The organism is Pseudomonas sp. DG56-2, assembly GCF_004803755.1.
Classification (GTDB): Bacteria; Pseudomonadota; Gammaproteobacteria; order Pseudomonadales; family Pseudomonadaceae; genus Aquipseudomonas; species Aquipseudomonas auratipiscis.
Map to the genome: position 1 here is coordinate 4289237 of NZ_CP032311.1, position 12815 is coordinate 4302051.

Annotated in this window: 15 protein-coding genes; 12 read left to right on the forward strand and 3 right to left on the reverse strand. The window is 59.9% G+C overall.

The window, feature by feature from the left end:
- Positions 1 to 36: 36 nt before the first annotated feature.
- The 6 genes from D3Z90_RS19650 to D3Z90_RS19675 all read left to right on the forward strand — a co-directional run bounded on the left by D3Z90_RS19650 (position 37) and on the right by D3Z90_RS19675 (position 4065).
- Positions 37 to 639 (forward strand): septation protein A, encoded by a 603-nt coding sequence (locus tag D3Z90_RS19650; RefSeq protein ID WP_136477593.1) that lies wholly within the window; start codon positions 37 to 39, stop codon positions 637 to 639.
- A 1-nt stretch (position 640) separates the two neighbouring features.
- Positions 641 to 940, forward strand: a complete 300-nt coding sequence (locus D3Z90_RS19655; protein WP_136477594.1) for a YciI family protein — start codon at positions 641 to 643, stop codon at positions 938 to 940.
- Positions 941 to 1059: 119 nt separating this feature from the next.
- Positions 1060 to 1464 carry a translation initiation factor 2 gene (locus tag D3Z90_RS19660; protein WP_136477595.1) on the forward strand — a complete coding sequence of 135 codons (405 nt, stop codon included), beginning with the start codon at positions 1060 to 1062 and terminating at the stop codon, positions 1462 to 1464.
- A 7-nt stretch (positions 1465 to 1471) separates the two neighbouring features.
- Positions 1472 to 2149 (forward strand): response regulator transcription factor, encoded by a 678-nt coding sequence (locus D3Z90_RS19665; RefSeq protein ID WP_136477596.1) that lies wholly within the window; start codon positions 1472 to 1474, stop codon positions 2147 to 2149.
- Positions 2150 to 2268: 119 nt separating this feature from the next.
- Positions 2269 to 2682, forward strand: coding sequence for an LTXXQ domain protein (locus D3Z90_RS19670; RefSeq protein ID WP_136477597.1), 414 nt, complete (start codon positions 2269 to 2271; stop codon positions 2680 to 2682).
- Positions 2683 to 2748: 66 nt separating this feature from the next.
- Entirely contained in the window at positions 2749 to 4065 is a 1317-nt protein-coding gene (locus tag D3Z90_RS19675; protein WP_136477598.1) for a HAMP domain-containing sensor histidine kinase, read from the forward strand.
- A gap of 81 nt (positions 4066 to 4146) precedes the next feature.
- Here D3Z90_RS19675 and D3Z90_RS19680 read toward each other — a convergent pair whose 3' ends face one another.
- Positions 4147 to 4701: an NAD(P)H nitroreductase gene (locus D3Z90_RS19680; RefSeq protein WP_136477599.1), complete on the reverse strand. Its 555-nt coding sequence runs from the start codon at positions 4699 to 4701 to the stop codon at positions 4147 to 4149.
- Positions 4702 to 4801: 100 nt separating this feature from the next.
- On the opposite strand from D3Z90_RS19680, the gene D3Z90_RS19685 reads away from it, so the two are divergent.
- The gene (locus tag D3Z90_RS19685; protein WP_136477600.1) at positions 4802 to 6256 is read left to right on the forward strand and encodes a TrkH family potassium uptake protein; all 1455 of its coding nucleotides are present in this window, start codon (positions 4802 to 4804) and stop codon (positions 6254 to 6256) included.
- On the opposite strand, the gene D3Z90_RS19690 is transcribed toward D3Z90_RS19685, so the two are convergent.
- Positions 6213 to 7304 carry an AraC family transcriptional regulator gene (locus D3Z90_RS19690; protein WP_136477601.1) on the reverse strand — a complete coding sequence of 364 codons (1092 nt, stop codon included), beginning with the start codon at positions 7302 to 7304 and terminating at the stop codon, positions 6213 to 6215. The two genes, D3Z90_RS19685 and D3Z90_RS19690, sit on opposite strands and share 44 nt — an antisense overlap.
- Positions 7305 to 7463: 159 nt before the next feature.
- Between D3Z90_RS19690 and D3Z90_RS19695 the strand changes: the two genes are divergently transcribed.
- The 4 genes from D3Z90_RS19695 to D3Z90_RS19710 all read left to right on the forward strand — a co-directional run bounded on the left by D3Z90_RS19695 (position 7464) and on the right by D3Z90_RS19710 (position 10273).
- Positions 7464 to 7775 (forward strand): DUF962 domain-containing protein, encoded by a 312-nt coding sequence (locus D3Z90_RS19695; RefSeq protein ID WP_136477602.1) that lies wholly within the window; start codon positions 7464 to 7466, stop codon positions 7773 to 7775.
- A 96-nt stretch (positions 7776 to 7871) separates the two neighbouring features.
- Positions 7872 to 8465 (forward strand): HD domain-containing protein, encoded by a 594-nt coding sequence (locus D3Z90_RS19700; RefSeq protein ID WP_136477603.1) that lies wholly within the window; start codon positions 7872 to 7874, stop codon positions 8463 to 8465.
- 37 nt (positions 8466 to 8502) lie between these two features.
- The gene (locus D3Z90_RS19705) at positions 8503 to 9267 is read left to right on the forward strand and encodes an AraC family transcriptional regulator (RefSeq protein ID WP_136477604.1); all 765 of its coding nucleotides are present in this window, start codon (positions 8503 to 8505) and stop codon (positions 9265 to 9267) included.
- A 121-nt stretch (positions 9268 to 9388) separates the two neighbouring features.
- The gene (locus D3Z90_RS19710; protein ID WP_136477605.1) at positions 9389 to 10273 is read left to right on the forward strand and encodes a DMT family transporter; all 885 of its coding nucleotides are present in this window, start codon (positions 9389 to 9391) and stop codon (positions 10271 to 10273) included.
- Here D3Z90_RS19710 and D3Z90_RS19715 read toward each other — a convergent pair whose 3' ends face one another.
- A complete protein-coding gene (locus tag D3Z90_RS19715; protein WP_136477606.1) occupies positions 10274 to 10558 on the reverse strand; it encodes a SelT/SelW/SelH family protein in 285 nt (94 codons plus the stop codon).
- 69 nt (positions 10559 to 10627) lie between these two features.
- On the opposite strand from D3Z90_RS19715, the gene D3Z90_RS19720 reads away from it, so the two are divergent.
- Positions 10628 to 12814, forward strand: a complete 2187-nt coding sequence (locus D3Z90_RS19720; RefSeq protein ID WP_136477607.1) for a patatin-like phospholipase family protein — start codon at positions 10628 to 10630, stop codon at positions 12812 to 12814.
- The last annotated feature ends 1 nt before the right edge of the window (position 12815 follow it).

Genomic DNA, 12815 nt, shown 5'->3' on the forward strand with positions numbered 1-12815 from the left:
TTATTATGCCGTCACATCCTGCTTCTGGCTGCCACTGTGAAACAATTCATCGATTTCATCCCGTTGCTCCTGTTCTTCATCGTCTTCAAACTCGATCCACGTACCGTCGAATTTGCCGGTCACAGTGTCGAAATTGGAGGTATCTTCAGTGCCACGGCCATGCTGATTATCAGCTCGGTTGTGGTCTACGGCGCGCTGTTCCTTCGCCAGCGCAAGCTGGAAAAAGGCCAATGGCTGACCTTGCTCGCCTGCCTGGTGTTCGGCGGTCTGACCTTGGCGTTCCACAGCGAAACCTTCCTCAAGTGGAAGGCTCCGGTAGTCAACTGGCTGTTCGCCCTGGCATTTACCGGTAGCCACTTCATCGGTGACCGAGTGTTGATCAAGCGCATCATGGGCCACGCCATCAGCCTGCCGGAAAACGTCTGGTCGCGCCTGAACGTCGCCTGGATCGCGTTTTTCCTGTTCTGCGGCGCAGCCAACCTGTTCGTTGCCTTCACCTTCCAGGACATCTGGGTCGACTTCAAAGTGTTCGGCAGCCTGGGCATGACGGTACTGTTCCTGGTCGGCCAAGGCCTGTATCTGTCCCGCCACATACATGACAGCGACACCACCACTCCCCCAACTACTCCTAAGGACTGACATGCTCTACGCCATCATTGCCAGCGACGTTGCCGACTCTCTGGAAAAACGCCTGGCTGCGCGCCCTGCGCATATCGAACGTCTGCAGCAACTCAAGGAACAAGGTCGCGTGGTGCTGGCCGGCCCGCACCCTGCCATCGACAGTAACGACCCGGGTGCAGCGGGCTTTACGGGCAGTCTGATCGTTGCCGAGTTCGACTCCCTGAGCGCCGCCCAGGCCTGGGCCGATGCCGACCCATATATCGCCGCAGGCGTATATGCCAACGTCATCGTCAAACCGTTCAAGCAAGTGTTGCCGTAAGCCGCTTCAAGCGGTGCGCCACTGCGCGCACCGCCTTCCCGCCTTTTACTGATGCAGCTGCTCATTATTCTTATCTACCAGCCGACAACCTGCTGAATCGACAAGAATCAGGAGTTCCAATGCGTCAAGGTCCGTTGCCCCTGCTGCTGTGCCTGTTGTTGCTGACCCCGCTCGCCCAGGCCGAAGAGCCCAATGCGCCAAGTACCCCGCTGTCACTGAGTGCCGGCAGCCAGATAACCGAATTGCAACAGCGCCTGCAGGAAAGTGAACGCCTGCGCGAAACGCTGACCCAGCAGTTGCACAATGCCGACAGCGAACGCGAGAGCGCGCAGCTCACGCGACTGCGCCAGGAGAACCAGCGCCTCAAGCTGGCCCTCAAGGAACTCCAGGCCAAGGCCCCGGAACGCCTGATCACCGACCAGCAACAATGGTTCGTGATTGGTGGAGGAGTTGCCCTCTTGGCTGCGCTCTGCGGTATCTTTGCCAGTGGCGGACACAGAAAGCGTCGGCAATGGTTGAATTGAGTGAGTCATGAGCGAGCTGTTACTGATTGATGATGACCAGGAACTCTGCGAGCTGCTCGGCAGCTGGCTGACCCAGGAAGGTTTCTCCGTACGCGCCTGTCACGACGGCCAGAGCGCCCGTCGCGCCCTGGCTGAACAAGCGCCCGCAGCGGTGGTCTTGGACGTCATGCTGCCTGACGGCAGTGGCCTGGAACTGCTCAAGCAACTGCGTAGCGAGCACACCGAGCTTCCGGTGGTGATGCTTTCTGCACGGGGCGAACCCCTGGACCGTATTCTGGGCCTGGAACTGGGCGCCGATGATTATCTGGCCAAACCCTGCGACCCTCGCGAGCTAACCGCTCGCCTACGCGCAGTACTGCGCCGAAGCCATCCCAACGCCACGCCCAGCCAGATCGAAATTGGCGACCTGAGCTTCAGCCCGGCGCGTGGCGTGGTCAGCATCGATCAGCAGGACCTGACCCTGACGCTATCCGAAAGCCGCATTCTCGAAGCACTGCTACGCCAGCCAGGCGAGCCGCTGGACAAGCAGGAGCTGGCGCAGATCGCCTTGGGTCGCAAGCTGACCCTGTACGATCGCAGCCTGGACATGCACGTCAGCAACCTGCGCAAGAAAATCGGCCCACACCCAGACGGACGCCCACGCATCGTAGCGTTGCGCAGCCGCGGCTATTACTACAGCCTGTAATGTCAGGACGGCGCTCAATCATCTTTACTCAAGCTTTACCCTTGCCTGACCGCCGCTGACCTTGATCTCCCTAGACTGGGCACATCCGGTAACTACCGGCCTCAGATAGGAGAGACACCATGCGCAAGACCCTTATCGCCCTGATGTTCGCTGCTGCACTGCCGACCGTTGCCATGGCCATGCCAGAAGGCGGGCCGCGCCACGGCGACCACCATCGCGGCGAAGCGCCTTACGCCCAGCTGGACTTGAGCCGTGAACAACGCCAGCAGATCGGCAAGCTGATGGGCGAGCAAATGAAAAGCCGCCATGAAATCACCCAACGCTATTTGGAAAAACTTCCGGCCGCCGATCAGAAAGCGCTGAAAGATGAACTGCAAAGCAAAAAAGACAAGACTCAGGCTGAAATCCGCGCACTGCTCAAGCCTGATCAGCAGAAGAAATTCGATGAGCTGAAAAAAGACCAGGACCAACGTCGCGCCGAATGGAGCGAGTTCAAAGCCTGGAAAGCTGAAAAAGCCAACAAGGCCCAGTAAGCTGACAGCCACCCGCCCGGCTTGCCTCTGTGCAAGCCGGTTTTTTTGCCGTTGAAGGAGCCTCCCTTGCGTTCATTGTTCTGGCGCATCCTGGCCAGTTTCTGGCTGGCCATTGCCCTGGTCGCCGGCCTGTCGATTCTGCTCGGGCACATGTTGAACCAGGATGCCTGGATTCTCAGCCGTCACCCGGGTCTCAATACCCTGGCCAAGACCTGGACCCAACGCTACGAACAAAAGGGCCCCGAGAACGCCCAGCACTTTCTGGAGCATCGCAAGCGCCACTACAACATCGATGTGCAAGTACTCAACGACAGTGGCGATGCAGTGGTACCTGGCACCTTCCCACGGCGTGCCGCAGCTTTCGAGGCACGGCGACACAACGACGACCGGCGCTTGCCCTGGCGGCGCCTGACCGAGGAATACACCAGTCCCGAGACTGGCGAGACGTACTTGCTGATCTATCGCATTCCCCATCCCGAACTGGATGCCTGGCACCGTGACAGCCTGCTATGGCCATTGAGTGCATTGGGCATTGCCCTGGTGGTCTTGACCCTGTTCAGCCTGTTGGTAACGCTGTCCATTACCCGTCCGCTCAGCCGCTTGCGCGGAGCCGTACATGACCTGGGACAAACTACCTATCAACAGAACAGCCTGGCGCGCCTGGCCAGTCGCCGCGATGAATTCGGCGTGTTAGCCAATGACTTCAACCGTATGGGATCACGCCTGCAGAGCATGATCGGCAGCCAGCGCCAACTGCTGCGCGATGTGTCCCACGAGTTGCGCTCGCCGCTGGCGCGCCTGCGCATTGCCCTGGCTCTCGCCGAGCGGGCCGAACCGGAACAACGCGAAGCGTTATGGCCACGCCTGACGCGGGAATGCGACCGCCTGGAAGCACTGATCAGTGAAATTCTGGTGCTGGCACGAGTGGACGCCGAACAATCGCGCGCCGAACCGGTGGACCTCGATGCGCTGCTGCAGTCCCTGCACAAGGATGCCCAGCTCAGTGCGCCGGAACAGGACATCCAGTTGCAGCTTGAACCAGGGTTGAGCCTGCAGGGCTGGCCAACCCTGATCGAGCGTGCGGTAGATAACCTGCTGCGCAATGCCGTGCGCTTCAACCCGCAAGGGCAAGCGATTGAAATTTCAGCCTTGCGTGACAACGACCGCATCGTGATAAGTGTGCGCGATCACGGCCCGGGCGTGGCCGAAGAACACCTTGGGCAATTGGGCGAGCCGTTCTTCCGCGCCCCGGGCCAGAGCGCTGCAGGTCATGGCCTGGGTCTGGCCATTGCGCGCAAGGCAGCAGAGCGGCACGGTGGAAGCCTGACCCTGGGAAATCATCCAGAGGGTGGTTTTGTTGCCCGGCTGGAGCTCAGTGCCTGACCTGAAACCGCGCCCGCTCCTGCACAATTACCTTGCGCAATCTGCCTGCAGGCGCGGGCTTGGCCCGCGATGGCGCCAGTACTACTCCCAGGCCGAAACGAAATCCGCCGTTGCCAGCACTGGCGCGGTACGGGGCTCCGACTGCGGAGTGCCCAGGTACAAGAAGGCGATGATCTCTTCGTTGTCAGCCAGTCCCAGCCCCTTGGCTACATGCTTGCTGTACGACAGCTCGCCGGTTCGCCAGACAGCACCAATCCCTTGGGCATGAGCCGCCAATAGAATGCCGTGGGCTGCGCAGCCAGCGGCCAGACGTTGCTCCGAGGCCGGCACCTTGAAGTGATCCTGCAAGCGCGCGATAACCACCACCAGCAGCGGTGCGCGCATTGGCATGGCGCGGGCCTTGTCCAGCGCCGCTTCAGTGGCGTCACCCTCGGCCTGCACCGCTTCGGCCAGTAACGCCCCCAGTTTTTCACGCCCCTCGCCCTCGACCGTCAAGAAGCGCCACGGCCGCAATTGACCATGGTCCGGCGCCCGCAGGGCAGCCTGAAACAAGCCCTCGCGCTGAGCAGCATTAGGTGCGGGTTCCATCAGCCGTGGTACAGAAACACGGTTGAGCAATGCGTCGAGAGCCTCCATTGGCTACCCCCTAAAGAGAAATGTGCAGCTATTCTAGCGTTTACTTAAAAAGGGCCATAGGTAGAATGGCGCCCTTCCGTTTCAAGTCAGAGCAGATCACATGGCGTTGCCGACCTTAAGGATCATTGGATTTGTCATCGGCATCTTCCTGATCACCCTGGCGATCAGCATGGTTGTGCCCATGGCCACCCTGGTGATCTTTGATCGCACTGGTGACCTGCCGTCGTTCCTGTGGGCCAGCATGATCACCTTTATCGCCGGCCTTGCCCTGGTGATCCAGGGGCGCCCAGAGCATGTGCACTTGCGTCCGCGCGACATGTATCTGCTTACCGTCAGCAGTTGGCTGGTGGTGTGTATCTTCGCCGCGCTACCGTTCCTGCTCACTCAACACATCAGCTATACCGACGCATTCTTCGAGAGCATGTCCGGTATTACCGCGACCGGCGCCACGGTACTCAGCGGCCTGGACACCATGTCGCCAGGCATTCTGATGTGGCGTTCGCTTCTGCACTGGCTCGGCGGCATCGGTTTTATCGCCATGGCGGTAGCCATTTTGCCGCTGCTGCGCATCGGTGGTATGCGCCTGTTCCAGACCGAGTCTTCGGACCGTTCCGAAAAAGTCATGCCGCGGTCGCACATGGTTGCCAAATCCATCGTCGCGGTGTACATCGGCTTCACTGCCTTGGGGGGCCTTGCATTCTGGCTGGCCGGCATGAGCGTATTCGATGCCATCAACCACGCCATGTCGGCAATTTCCACTGGCGGTTTCTCTACCTCCGACCAATCTCTGGCCAAATGGCACCAGCCGGCGGTGCATTGGGTTGCCGTGGTCGTGATGATTTTCGGCAGTATGCCGTTCGCGCTTTACGTCGCTACCCTGCGCGGCAATCGCAAGGCGCTGATCAAGGACCAGCAGGTCCAGGGTCTTCTGGCCATGCTGCTGGTCACTTGGCTGGTATTGGGCACCTGGTACTGGGCGACCACTGACCTGCACTGGCTGGATGCATTGCGCCATGTGGCGCTGAACGTCACCTCGGTAGTGACCACCACCGGCTTTGCCCTGGGCGACTACAGCCTGTGGGGCAACTTCTCGCTGATGCTTTTCTTCTACCTTGGCTTCGTTGGTGGTTGCTCGGGCTCGACCGCTGGTGGTATCAAGATTTTCCGTTTTCAGGTTGCCTACATCCTGCTCAAGGCCAACCTCAATCAACTCATTCACCCTCGCGCCGTGATCAAGCAGAAGTACAACGGTCATCGTCTGGACGAAGAGATCGTGCGCTCGATCCTGACTTTCTCGTTCTTCTTTGCCATCACCATCTGCGTAATCGCCCTGCTCCTGTCATTGCTCGGCGTAGACTGGATGACCGCCTTGACCGGTGCTGCCAGTACCGTCTCCGGTGTAGGTCCGGGACTGGGTGAAACCATTGGCCCGGCCGGCAACTTTGCGACATTGCCGGATGCGGCCAAATGGATCCTGGCGTTCGGGATGCTGCTGGGACGTCTGGAAATCATTACGGTGTTGGTGCTGTGTATGCCGGCGTTCTGGCGTCACTGACCGCGACCTCCACCGCTTCGGTTTCTGGCGCAACAGCTGTGCCCAGCGCAATTCGAGCCCGATACTCGCCGGGAGTAACGTCGAACCACCGACGAAACGCCCGGAAGAAGTTGCTTGGATCGGCAAAGCCCAGCAAGTAGGCAGTTTCCAGCAGTGTCATGTCCGGCTGCGCCAGGTACTGCTCGGCCAACTCTCGGCGGGTGTCGTCAAGCAAGGTCTGAAAGCTGGTGCCTTCGTCCTGCAGGCGCCGTTGCAAGGTACGCTGGGACAAATGCAGAGCCTGCGCCACCGTCTCGCGCTTGGGCTCTCCTTGCGGCAACACTCGGCACAGCACCTGACGTGCACGATGGGTGACGCGGCTTTCGGAAAAACGGGCCAGATACTCACCGGCAAACCGGTCGTGCAACACGGCCATGGCTTCGTTAGCCGTCGGTAATGGCGCCTCCATGTCAGCCCGCTCGAATATCAATGCATCATGAGCCGCGCCAAATACCAGGGGTGCATGGAAAGCTGTCTTGTACGGCGTCAGGTCGACTGGCTGCGGCCCTTGGACCAATACCCGTCGCGGCTGAATTACCCGCCCGCTCAACCAGCCGCACAGCGACAAGGCACAGGCCAGGGACGCTTCAGCGCTGTGCCGGGTAGGCGGAAGATGATCACCGTGGACAGTGAGAATTAACGCGTAACCTTCTGGTTCCTGGCGAAAGCTCAAGTCGGAACTCTCGGCAATGATGCGCTGAAAGCGCACCAATCGCTCAAACCCTTCGGCCAAGGTACGGCTCGACATCAAGGCGTAGCCGACCACATGAAAGGAGGCCGGACGAACCACCCGGGCCATGTTCAGGCCGATGGCCTGATTGCCGGAAAGGTCGACCGCCATTTGCCATAAACGGGTCATGGAGTCTTGGGTAAAACGTGCGTCGGGGTCATCCAGGGCGGCGAAATCCAGGCCGAGTTGTTGGAACATTGCACGACAATCCAGCCCTTCGAGCTCGAGTGCCTTGACGATCCCTGATGCCCAGCTTGCTGACGTGGTTCTCTCGCTCATGGCTGGCTTCTTATGTTCGAACTGACCGCTCCTGCGGTGAACTCAAAGGATACTCAATTGGCGCCCATTGTCACTGCGCAATGGTTTTACTCACTCTAGACTCAGTTCAGGCTCCACGCCGTGTATCTTCACCGTATCGAGAGTTTCAGGAGCTACGACGTGAACAGTCCTCAGCAATTTCGCAGCTTTGCCGAGTTTTACCCGTATTACCTGGACGAGCACAGCAACCCCACCTGCCGGCGCCTGCACTTCGTTGGTACCAGCCTGGTCATCGCCCTGCTCGCCTACACGATTGCCAGTGGCAAATGGATCGTGTTGCTGGCGATTCCGTTCGCCGGCTACGGGTTCGCGTGGGTCGGACACTTCTTTTTCGAGGGCAATCGCCCGGCAACCTTCAGGCATCCGCTGTACAGCCTGATTGGCGATTTCGCCATGTACCGCGACATGCTGCGCGGCAAGGTCCCGTTCTGATTTCGGCCCACAAGGTCAGAAACGCGTCCTGCGCGGCCACTGCTCCGATAAACGGCCAAGGTAGAGTGAGGCCCTAGACCACTCTTTGGAACGTCAATGACCGAGCAGGCCCGCTTTACGCACATGCAGGATGGCACGCAGCAGGACTGGGCGATCATCGCCAGCGATTTCAGGGCTTACGCCAGCCAACTCGCCGACCGGATCCTCGCGCACCTGCGCCTGCTCGATGGTGATTTCGGCGGTTTCCCCATTGATCGCCTCAGTCACTGCGTGCAAACCGCTAGCCGTGCCTGGCGGGATGGACGCGACGAAGAGTATGTGATTTGCGCGCTGCTTCACGACATCGGCGACACCCTGGGTAGCTATAACCATCCTGATATCGCTGCAGCCATCCTCAAGCCTTTCGTCAGCCCGGAAAACCTCTGGATGGTAGAGAAGCATGGGGTATTCCAGGGCTATTACTTCTTCCATCACCTGGGGATGGACCGGCATCTGCGCGAGCAATTCGAGGATCACCCGCAGTACCAACAAACCATCGAGTTCTGCGCGCGCTACGACGCCGCCGCCTTTGACCCCCACTACGACAGCCTGCCGCTGAGCTTTTTCGAGCCGATGCTCAGGCGTCTGTTCGCCCAGCCGAGGCAATCGCTCTACAAAGCAGCGCTGCAATCGATGAATGCCGACGCATGAGCTTGTACACTGCCGTTACCGCGTAGAGGACACGGCAATGAACAGCGGCTCGATACTTTCCCTGCGTCACTACAGTGACGACCTGATCGCCCACAGCCATGAGCACCCCCAACTGGTGTTCGGCCTGAGTGGGCAACTGGACTTCGAACTCGATGGTCAAGGCGCCCGCATCCAACGCCACGGGCTGATCGTGGTGCCAGCAGGCACCCACCACACCTGCGGCAGTGTTGCCGGGAGCCACTGCCTGGTCCTTGATGTGCCTGGCGATGCCTGGATCAACAGCAGCATGGGCGAACAGGTCTCGGCAAGCCAGCGACTGCTGGAGCATCGTGGTACACGCGAACTGGACAACCACCAACAGCTACTGGTCGACTGGCTGGCGGCAGGCCAGGTAACCGATCCACTGATCGCCCAACAGGGTGCGATACTCTTGCTTGCCAGCCTGAACGGTGCCGCTCGACCGGCCATTGCACAAAAACAGCTTCCCTTCGCCCGCTTTGATGCGCATATCGAAAAGCACGCCGCATACCCGTTGCAGGTAGCCGATCTTGCCCGTCTCGCCGGGCTTTCCAATGCCCGACTGCATGCCCGCTTCATCGCCGAAGCGTCCATGACACCGATGGACTATATCCGCCAACGCCGCCTGCTCAAGGCGCGCAAACTGCTGCAAACCAGCACGCGACCGATCGGCGAGATTGCCGCGCAGGTGGGCTACGGCTCGCAAAGCGCCTTCTCCGCCGCCATCCTGAACGCCTTCGGCTGTTCACCCAGGGCCTTGCGCCAAGAGTCTGGCGACAATTGACGCGAGTTCGGCAACAGACACCGAGCGCTATGCCCTCGTAAACTGAGGTCCAATACTGGCAAGGCCAGCACCCAAACTTCAGCGCAACACCGCTGCCTTCAGCCAGGCGCATAGGAATCCCATGAACCACCGCACCGCCCTCGGCGCCTTGCACATCGGCGCACTGTTCTTCGGCTTGACTGGCGTATTTGGCAAACTGGCCCAGGCGGGTCCCTCGATAATTGTTTTTGGCCGCGCCGCGTTCGCAGTGCTGGCCCTCGCCTTTTTCGCCCGTTTTGCAAAAAAGGCCTGGCAACCACTGCAAAGCCAGGACTGGCGCCGCTTGCTGTTGGGGGGCGTGTTGCTCGCAGGTCACTGGGTAAGCTTCTTCATTGCCGTGAAGGTGGCGGGCGTTGCTATCGCCACCCTGGGTTTTGCCAGTTTCCCTGCGTTTACCGTGATTCTTGAAGGGCTGCTGTTCAGGGAGCGGGTACGCAGCAATGAAATCATCCTGGTGTTGCTGGTGAGCATCGGCCTGGTGTTGGTCACCCCGGAATTCGACCTCGCCAGTCAGGCTACCGGCGGGCTGCTCTGGTCCTTGCTGTCGGGCTTGCTGTTCTCATTGCTGTCGCTGACCAATCGCGCCGCCAGCGGACGTATTCCGGCCGTGCAGGCAGCGATGTGCCAGAATGCGGTGGTCGCGCTGTGCCTGCTGCCGGCAGCCGCCCCGGCGCTTGTCGACGTCTCGGCGATCGACTGGCTGTGGATCGCGTTGCTCGGGGTGTTCTGCACCGGCGTCGCCCACAGTTTATTCGTTGCCAGCCTGGCCGTCATCAAGGCCCGCACTGCCGCTGTAGTATTCGCTCTGGAGCCGGTTTACGGCATTGCCCTGGCTTGGTTGATTTTCGCCGAAGCACCCACCCCACGAATGCTGCTGGGCGGTGTGCTGATCATTCTTGCGATCGTGATATCCAGTCGCCTTGCAGGCAGCAACCAATCCAACAAGTCAGTTGCCGCTCAAGGTTGATCAGGGGCGATCATTGTGACCAAGGTCGCGCTGCGGATCGATCTGATCACGGACCCGCTGCTTGAGCACCTTGGCTTCAGGAAAACCACCATCGGCCTTACGCTCCCAGATCTGCACGCCGTCACAGGTAATGCGAAATGCGCCACCGCTGGCGGGTTCGAGCGCGACCCGGGCAAGGTCGTCACTGAACGTGCTGAGCAGTTCCTGGGCCAACCAGGCGGCACGCAACAGCCACTGGCACTGAGTGCAATAGGTGATTACGACTTCGGCTTTACGAGCATTCATGGGTAACAGTTTCCTGACAGGCGGTCGCGCTTATACTAGCGGTCTTTAGCCTTCGCTCCGAGAGCCATGATGCACCGCTTGCTGTTGAGTCTGTTGCTGATCGTTGTTTCCCTCCCGCTTGTGGCTGCCGAACCCCCACGTCCGAAAGTGGGCCTGGTATTGTCCGGTGGTGCCGCTCGTGGCCTTGCCCACATCGGTGTACTCAAAGCGCTTGAGGAGCAAGGGATCAAGGTCGATGCCATTGCCGGTACCAGCATGGGCGCGGTGGTGGGTGGGCTGTACGCCTCGGGGTACAAGGTCGACGAGCTGGAAAAGCTCGCCTTGAACATCGACTGGAAGCAGGCACTGTCTGATGCGCCGCCGCGTAAAGACGTACCGTTTCGGCGCAAGCAGGATGACCGCGACTTTTTGGTCAAACAGAAACTCAGTTTCCGCGACGATGGCAGCCTTGGCCTGCCACTGGGGGTGATCCAGGGACAGAACCTGGCACTGCTGCTGGAAAGCATGCTGGCGCACACCAGTGATACCCGCGATTTCGACAAGCTGCCTATTCCTTTTCGGGCAGTAGCCACCGACATCGCCAGCGGTGAAAAAGCGGTGTTCCGCCGCGGCCACCTACCTCAGGTCATTCGCGCCAGCATGTCGATTCCCGCTGTGTTCGCCCCAGTGGAACTGGACGGCCGACTGTTGGTCGATGGCGGCATGGTCGACAACATCCCGGTGGATGTCGCGCGCGAGATGGGCGTAGACATCGCGATTGTCGTCGATATCGGTACGCCTTTGCGCACGCGCAAGCAGTTGGCGACCGTAGTTGATGTACTCAACCAGTCGATCACCCTGATGACTCGGCGCAACTCCGAAGAGCAACTGGCAACCTTGCACCGTGACGACATTCTGATCGAGCCACCGCTGGCCAGTTTCGGCGTTACCGACTTCGGCCGCGCCGAGGAAATGATCGAAGCGGGCTATCGGGCCGCCCGCGCCCTGGATGCGCGCCTGGCGGTGCTCAAACGTCCTGATAACGATGAAGAACTGAAGGTCGCCCGCTCACCCAGCCAGCGCACACCGGTCATTACCTCGATCAAGATCGAAAACGACTCGAAAGTCAGCGATGACGTCATCCGTTTCTACATTCGCCAGCCCATTGGCCAGCCCCTTGAGCTAGGGCGCCTGCAGACCGACATGGGCACCCTCTATGGCCTGGACTACTTCGACCGTGTGCAGTATCGGGTTGTGCACAAAGGCAATGACAACACCCTGGTAATCAATGCCCGCGGGCGCCGTGGAGGTACTGACTATCTGCGATTGGGTTTGAACCTGTCCGATGACATGCGCGGCGACAGCGCCTTCAATATCGGCGCCAGCTACCGGGTGAACGGCATCAACCGCCTGGGTGCCGAGTGGCTTACCCGGGCGCAGATCGGCGACCAGCAGGAATTGTACAGCGAGTTCTACCAGCCCCTGGACGCCGGTTCGCGTTACTTCGTCGCCCCCTATATCGATCTGGGCTCGCAGAACATCGAAGCGACCCTGGAAGACGATCCGGTTGCCGAATACCGGCTGGAGCGTTACGGATTCGGCCTGAACCTGGGACGTCAGATCGGCACCAGCGGCGAAGTACGCTTCGGTGTAGGCCAGGCCTGGGGCAATGCTGATGTACGCATTGGTGACCAGGACCTGCCGCACTTCAGCTTCAACGAAGGGTTCTACGAACTGAAGTATTCATTCGACACGTTGGACAATGTCTACTTCCCTCACAGTGGTGAAGACATCAGCCTGACCCTGCGCCAGTTCGAGCCCGACCTTGGGTCTGACCAACGTTACCGGCAATGGACTTTCAAGTTGGACAAGGCCCTGAGCAGCGGCGCCAACACCTGGGTGCTGGGATCTCAGTATGGAAGGACTCTGGACGACGCCGAGGTGGTGACTTCAAGCTTTGTGCTCGGTGGCGCCAGGCAATTGTCGGGCTTTCGCCAGGATTCGGTGTCCGGGCAGAACATGAGTCTGATGCGCATGGTCTATTACCGCAGACTGACGCCCCGCGCGTACCTGCCACTGGACTTTCCGCTTTACATAGGAGGGTCGCTGGAGCGTGGCAAGGTGTGGAACAACGACAACGAATTCGACAGTGGTTACATAAACGCCGCCAGTATCTTTGTCGGCTTCGAAACGCCGTTGGGCCCGTTGAACTTCAGTTACGGGGCCAACAGCGAAAATCAGAAGGCGTTGTACCTCAACCTGGGCCACACCTTCTGAA

Excerpts from the sequence above, each read along its gene's own strand:
- D3Z90_RS19660 (WP_136477595.1), top strand. The coding sequence starts at position 1,060 with ATGCGTCAAGGTCCGTTGCCCCTGCTGCTGTGCCTGTTGTTGCTGACC.
- D3Z90_RS19665 (WP_136477596.1), top strand. The coding sequence starts at position 1,472 with ATGAGCGAGCTGTTACTGATTGATGATGACCAGGAACTCTGCGAGCTG.
- D3Z90_RS19680 (WP_136477599.1), bottom strand. The coding sequence starts at position 4,701 with ATGGAGGCTCTCGACGCATTGCTCAACCGTGTTTCTGTACCACGGCTG.
- D3Z90_RS19655 (WP_136477594.1), top strand. The coding sequence starts at position 641 with ATGCTCTACGCCATCATTGCCAGCGACGTTGCCGACTCTCTGGAAAAA.
- D3Z90_RS19720 (WP_136477607.1), top strand. The coding sequence starts at position 10,628 with ATGCACCGCTTGCTGTTGAGTCTGTTGCTGATCGTTGTTTCCCTCCCG.
- D3Z90_RS19715 (WP_136477606.1), bottom strand. The coding sequence starts at position 10,558 with ATGAATGCTCGTAAAGCCGAAGTCGTAATCACCTATTGCACTCAGTGC.
- D3Z90_RS19705 (WP_136477604.1), top strand. The coding sequence starts at position 8,503 with ATGAACAGCGGCTCGATACTTTCCCTGCGTCACTACAGTGACGACCTG.
- D3Z90_RS19690 (WP_136477601.1), bottom strand. The coding sequence starts at position 7,304 with ATGAGCGAGAGAACCACGTCAGCAAGCTGGGCATCAGGGATCGTCAAG.
- D3Z90_RS19670 (WP_136477597.1), top strand. The coding sequence starts at position 2,269 with ATGCGCAAGACCCTTATCGCCCTGATGTTCGCTGCTGCACTGCCGACC.
- D3Z90_RS19710 (WP_136477605.1), top strand. The coding sequence starts at position 9,389 with ATGAACCACCGCACCGCCCTCGGCGCCTTGCACATCGGCGCACTGTTC.
- D3Z90_RS19700 (WP_136477603.1), top strand. The coding sequence starts at position 7,872 with ATGACCGAGCAGGCCCGCTTTACGCACATGCAGGATGGCACGCAGCAG.
- D3Z90_RS19685 (WP_136477600.1), top strand. The coding sequence starts at position 4,802 with ATGGCGTTGCCGACCTTAAGGATCATTGGATTTGTCATCGGCATCTTC.